The sequence below is a fragment of the Streptomyces sp. NPDC054841 genome, from assembly GCF_053611045.1.
Window position 1 is genome coordinate 1 of the sequence record NZ_JBSGZO010000555.1, and the last position, 5148, is coordinate 5148.

General features: G+C 69.7%; 4 protein-coding genes. 2 read left to right on the plus strand and 2 right to left on the minus strand.

Features of this window, described 5'->3' with window-relative positions:
* Positions 1–15: 15 nt before the first annotated feature.
* Complete coding sequence (locus ACWGI8_RS39005; RefSeq protein ID WP_453668185.1) at positions 16–1440, minus strand: PepSY-associated TM helix domain-containing protein; 1425 nt, start codon at positions 1438–1440, stop codon at positions 16–18.
* Positions 1441–1492: 52 nt separating this feature from the next.
* Positions 1493–2269 carry a hypothetical protein gene (locus tag ACWGI8_RS39010; protein WP_453668186.1) on the minus strand — a complete coding sequence of 259 codons (777 nt, stop codon included), beginning with the start codon at positions 2267–2269 and terminating at the stop codon, positions 1493–1495.
* Between the two features lie 115 nt (positions 2270–2384).
* On the opposite strand from ACWGI8_RS39010, the gene ACWGI8_RS39015 reads away from it, so the two are divergent.
* Both ACWGI8_RS39015 and ACWGI8_RS39020 read left to right on the plus strand, forming a co-directional pair.
* Positions 2385–3377 (plus strand): NAD-dependent epimerase/dehydratase family protein, encoded by a 993-nt coding sequence (locus ACWGI8_RS39015; RefSeq protein WP_453668187.1) that lies wholly within the window; start codon positions 2385–2387, stop codon positions 3375–3377.
* 239 nt (positions 3378–3616) lie between these two features.
* Positions 3617–5148, plus strand: a 1532-nt coding sequence (locus tag ACWGI8_RS39020; protein WP_453668188.1) for a DUF1996 domain-containing protein, incomplete at its 3' end; no start/stop codon positions are given.

Below are 5148 nucleotides of genomic sequence, written 5' to 3' on the forward strand. Positions count from 1 at the left end.
GGCCCCCTCCGTTCGTCACGCCTTCGCGCGTGCCCCGGCCACCAGGCCCAGTGCGACGTCGACGGCGAGGAACACCAGCAGGCTGATGCCGAGCAGCGGTATGAACCAGCCCACCAGCGCGGTCGCCGCGGCGAGCGGGAGCAGGGCGGGCACCGGCACCTTGCGCCAGGCGCCGCGCGGCATGGGACGGCCGGCGCTCAGCTTGTTCTCCTTGGTCGGCCGGCGCAGCCACCACATGCGGTAGCCCCAGATGACGAGGAACATCAGCGCGACGGCGAGGGACGCGAGGGCCAGTTGATTGACCAGGCCGAAGGTGTAGCCCATGTGGACGTCGATGCCGAAGCGGGTCAGCTTGGCGAGCAGCGGGTAGTCCGCGAAGCGCAGGGTGTCCATGACCCGTCCGTCGGCCGGGTCGACGGCGACGGAGTCGAGGTGGACCGGGAACTGCCGGTCGCGCTCCTTGACCACATATCCCTGGCCGTCGCCGGGCAGGGTGATCTGGATCTGCTCGTCGACGCCTTCGGCCCGGGCCGCCTCGACGACCTTGTCGAGGCCGGCGTCCGGGCCGGTGGCGGGCTTGGGGCTGCCGTGTCCGGCCCCGTGGCCCTGGTGGCCGCCGCCGGAGTCCTGTCCGTCGAGTGCGGCTGCGACGGACGGGGTGGCCCCGCCCAACTGGGTCTGGATCTTGTCGATGTTGGCACCGGCGTACGTCGACCAGGTCAGGCCGGTGGCGGAAAGGACGAGGAGACCGACGACGGCCCACAGGCCGACGGAGCCGTGCCAGGACAGGGTCCTGCGGCGGCCGGTGGCGGTGCGGTCGGGCAGCAGGAGCGCCTTGCGACCGGACCGCTTGCGTCCGATCCACAGCAGCAGACCGCCGAGGGCGACGACCCACATCCAGCTGGCGGCCATCTCGCTGTAGATCCGCCCGGTCTCGCCGAGCTGCAGGTTCGAGTGCAGCCCCGACAGCCAGGTGCGTATCGGCAGCGCGTCGCCGGAGGTCTCCAGCTGTCCGCGCACTTTCCCGGTGTAGGGGTCGACGAAGACCGTGAGGTCCTTGTCCTCGCCCACCTCGGGACTCTGCATGAGGACCCGGGTGGTCGCGCCCTCTTCCGGCGACGGCCACACCGCGGTGACCGTGCCCTGCGGATGGGCGTCGCGGGCCGCCGAGACCTGGGTCTCGAGCGAAACGGTCGTCTTGCCGACGTCGGTGGTCAGCTCATGGCTGTAGAGCACCTTCTCCGCCGGCAGCGCGAGCGCGTACAGCAGTCCGGTGGCGGCGGCGAGAAGGAGCAAGGGGGCGATGAGCACACCCGCGTAGAAGTGGATGCGCAGCACGAGCGGGCGCAGCGCGCTCCATGTGAAGGCGGGGCGGGGAGTGGGGGTGGTCGGTGAATCGGCCGTCGGCTCTTCGGGCTTGACGGAGTCGTCAATGGCCATGGCTCTCCTCGGAGTTGGTGCACGTTGACATGGGGATATGCGGTCCCCGGTGTCAGACGTTCACTCCAGGGGCCGTGGCGCGGGTGAAGGGGCGGCCGGGCGGGCCCCGCAGGGAGACGCTGTGCGCGAGGACGACGCCGTGGAGGCGTCGGGTGCGGGGTCGCGGGCGTACGGGGTGCGGGAGTTCCGGCACGCGTACGACGGCGAGCAGCAGACGCAGCGGTGCGAAGGCCAGAGTGCCGACGGTCCGGGCCAGCCGGAAGAAGGCGGCTTCTCCGCGTGCGAGCCACAGCGCGCAGACGGCGGCGGCGAGCACATGGGCGGCGAGCATGCCGCCGGAGCCGGCGGTGAGGTGCGGCAGTTGTGTGGTGGCCGAGGCGATGGCGTCTGCGGTCATGGTGTCCGCACCCATGGAGTAGGCGGCCCCCATGGAGTCGGCGCCGGAGCCCATGGCGCTCGCGGCCATGGGGTCGGAACCCATGGCGTGAGCTGCCGAGGCGTCGGCGGCCGTGGTGCTCGCGGCAGTTGCTGCCGCACCGGCGGTGTGCCGGCGAGCACCGGCGGACGAGCCGTGCGAGTCGGCGCCGGCGAAGATCAGGTGCAGGACGCCCTGCACGGTCAGCAGTCCCGCGCCGATGGTGAGCACGCCGCGGCGGCGGTTGCCCGCGAGCCAGGCCGCGGCCAGGGTCACCGGGAAGGCGAGCAGCACTGCCGCGACCGGGAGATCATGGCCAGATACGGATGAATGCCCCACCGCGGCCAATGTCACGCACACCGACGCGAACAGTGCGGCTCGGAGGGCGCGTATCGGCGACCGGGAATCCGTCATGGCTTGAATATGGTGCCATCCCGGGGCCGGGTTCCGGCAGGCGGGCGGCACCGCCGGATTTCCCTCGCAGCGGAAAACCGCTCGTCACGCGCCCCGAAGGGGCATGGTCACAGCCATGAGACTTCTGATTCTGGGCGGCACGGAGTTCGTGGGGCGGGCGGTCGCGGAGGCCGCGCTCGCGCGCGACTGGCAGGTGACGGTGTTCCACCGGGGGCGGCACGAGGCACCGGGCGGTGTGCGGGTTCTGCACGGCGACCGGGTCGCGCCCGGTGGCCTGGAGGCACTCGCGGAGGGCGAGTGGGACGTCGTGGTCGACACCTGGTCGGCCGCGCCGTCCGCCGTGCGCGAGGCGGCACGGCTGCTCGCGGACCGGACGGGCCGTTACGTCTACGTGTCCAGCCGCTCGGTCTACGCGTGGCCGCCCGCCACGGGTCTCGACGAGGACGGCCCCCTGGTCGAGGGCGCGGCGGCCGGTGCGGACGCCACGGACTACGCCCGCGACAAGCGGGGCGGCGAACTGGCCGCGGTGGAGGCGTTCGGCGAGGACCGCTCGCTGCTGGTGCGTGCGGGACTGATCATCGGCCCGTGGGAGAACGTGGGCCGACTGCCGTGGTGGCTGGGCCGGGTGGCCCGCGGCGGCCCGGTGCCCGCGCCCGGGCCGCGGGATCTGCCACTCCAGTACATCGACGTACGCGACCTCGCCGAGTGGACCCTCGATGCGTCGGAGAAGGGGCTCTCGGGCCCGTACAACCTGGTGAGCCCGAGCGGGCACACGACCATGGGCGAACTGCTTGCGGCATGCGTACGCGTGACCGGCTCCGACGCGGAGCTGCGCTGGCTCGACGAGGACACGATCACCGCGGCCGGGGTCGAGCCATGGTCGGATCTGCCGATCTGGATCCCGCGAGGTGAGCTGTACGACGCGATGCACGGCGCGGATGTGTCGAAGGCTCTGGCGGCGGGCCTGCATTGCCGGCCGGTCGAGGAGACGGTGGCCGACACCTGGTCCTGGCTCCGGTCCCTCGGTGGCCAGGCTCCGCAGCGCCCGGACCGCAGCCAGGTGGGCCTGTCCCCCGCCCAGGAGTCCGCGCTGCTCGCCCGTCCGTGACCCCGGCCCGGGGCGGTGGTTCTTCGTGAAGCCGGCTCTGACGGTGCCGGACGACGACAGTCGCCGGGTCCTCGCGGTACTGGCCTGTCTCGACCGGTAATCACGTGTTCTCGCGTGATCTCACGCATTCCGCCCGGTTTGCGAATGGAGAATTCTACGAATTCCAACTCCCCTTGAACGAGCCATGATTGGTGTCCGTATGGAACGACGCGCTTCTCCCCTCCCGGGATTGGAGTTCCATGGGACGCACATCACGCAAACGCTCGACGCTGGCAAACCGAGCGATCGCCGCCTCGGCTGCCCTCATTCTGGGCGGGGGTGGGCTGATCGCGGTCAACGTCTACGCATCCGCAGGTGAGGGCTGGACCGGTCAGAGCCCTGAAAACAAGACCCAGGCCGCCGCCGGACAGTCGGTTTCCACCATCGACTGCCCGGACGTCGGCAACGAACTGCCCGAAGTACCCCAGCAGGAGCGCGGTTCCGTCGACCGCGAACTCGCCACGCTGGACACCCAGATCACCACCGCCTATCAGAGGTTCGCCGAGAACAAAGAGCGGATCGAGAGCGATCCCGCCTACGGCCAGCAGCAGATCCTCTCCCCGCTGAGGAACGAGCGGCTGGTGATCATTCAGCGGATCATCGCGCTCATCGAGCGTGGCGCCGCCAAGCCGCAGGGCCTGGAGAACATGGCGCCGTGCACGCTGCGGGCCGACGACAACCAGAACGGCGGCCAGGACCAGGGCCAGGATCAAGGTCAGGGCCAGGACCAAGGTCAGGACCAGGGCCAGGACCAGGACCAGGACCAGGGTCAAGACCAGGGCCAGGGTCAGGACGGCGGCCAGGACGGCGGCGACCAGGGCAACGACAACGGCGGTCAGGCCGGCAACGGCCCCGAGGAGGCCGACTTCGTCGACATCCAGTCCGTCCAGCCGAACGTCCAGAACCCGCAGCAGCGCCGCGGCGCCTCGCGCGGCAAATTCACCACCGACTGCGGCAAGAACGAGAACGGCAAGTTCAATCCGGACAATGTCATCGTCGCGCCCGGCGTGAGCAATGGCGCGCACCATATGCATGACTACGTCGGCAACCAGGCGAACGACGCTTTCGCGAGTGACGACGACCTTGCCAACGGTGACACGAGCTGCCGTAATCAGGGCGACAAGTCGACTTATTACTGGCCCGTCCTGCGCGTGCAGAACGGACAGGACGAGAACGACGCCCAGGCCGACGGCGGCGGCAAGGACCAGAACGTCGGAGAGATCCAGCAGCCGGCCCAGGTCACGCTGAATTTCGTGGGAAGTCCGGTCAGCAAGGTCACGGCCATGCCCCGTTTCCTGCGCATCATCACCGGTGACGCCAAGGCTTTCGTCAACGGTGACGCCAATGCCAATGCGTCCTGGAGCTGCACCGGATTCGAGGACCGTCAGCTGAAGGACAAGTACCCGGTCTGCCCCGAGGGCAGTCAGGTGGTACGGACCTTCAAGTTCCAGAGCTGCTGGGACGGTCAGAACACCGACAGCGCCAATCACCGCACCCATGTCGCCTTCGCGGATCAGAACGGCCGCTGCCAGAACGGTTTCCGGGCCATTCCGCAGCTGGTGCAGCGCATCGTCTACGACGTTCCGCCCCCGGCCTTCGGCGGTGACAACCCCAGCGTCTTCGCGGTCGACTCCTTCCCGGAGCAGCTGCACAAGCCGATCACCGACCACGGAGACTTCATCAACGTCTTCGACCAGAACCTGATGAACAAGGTGGTGAACTGCATCAACAC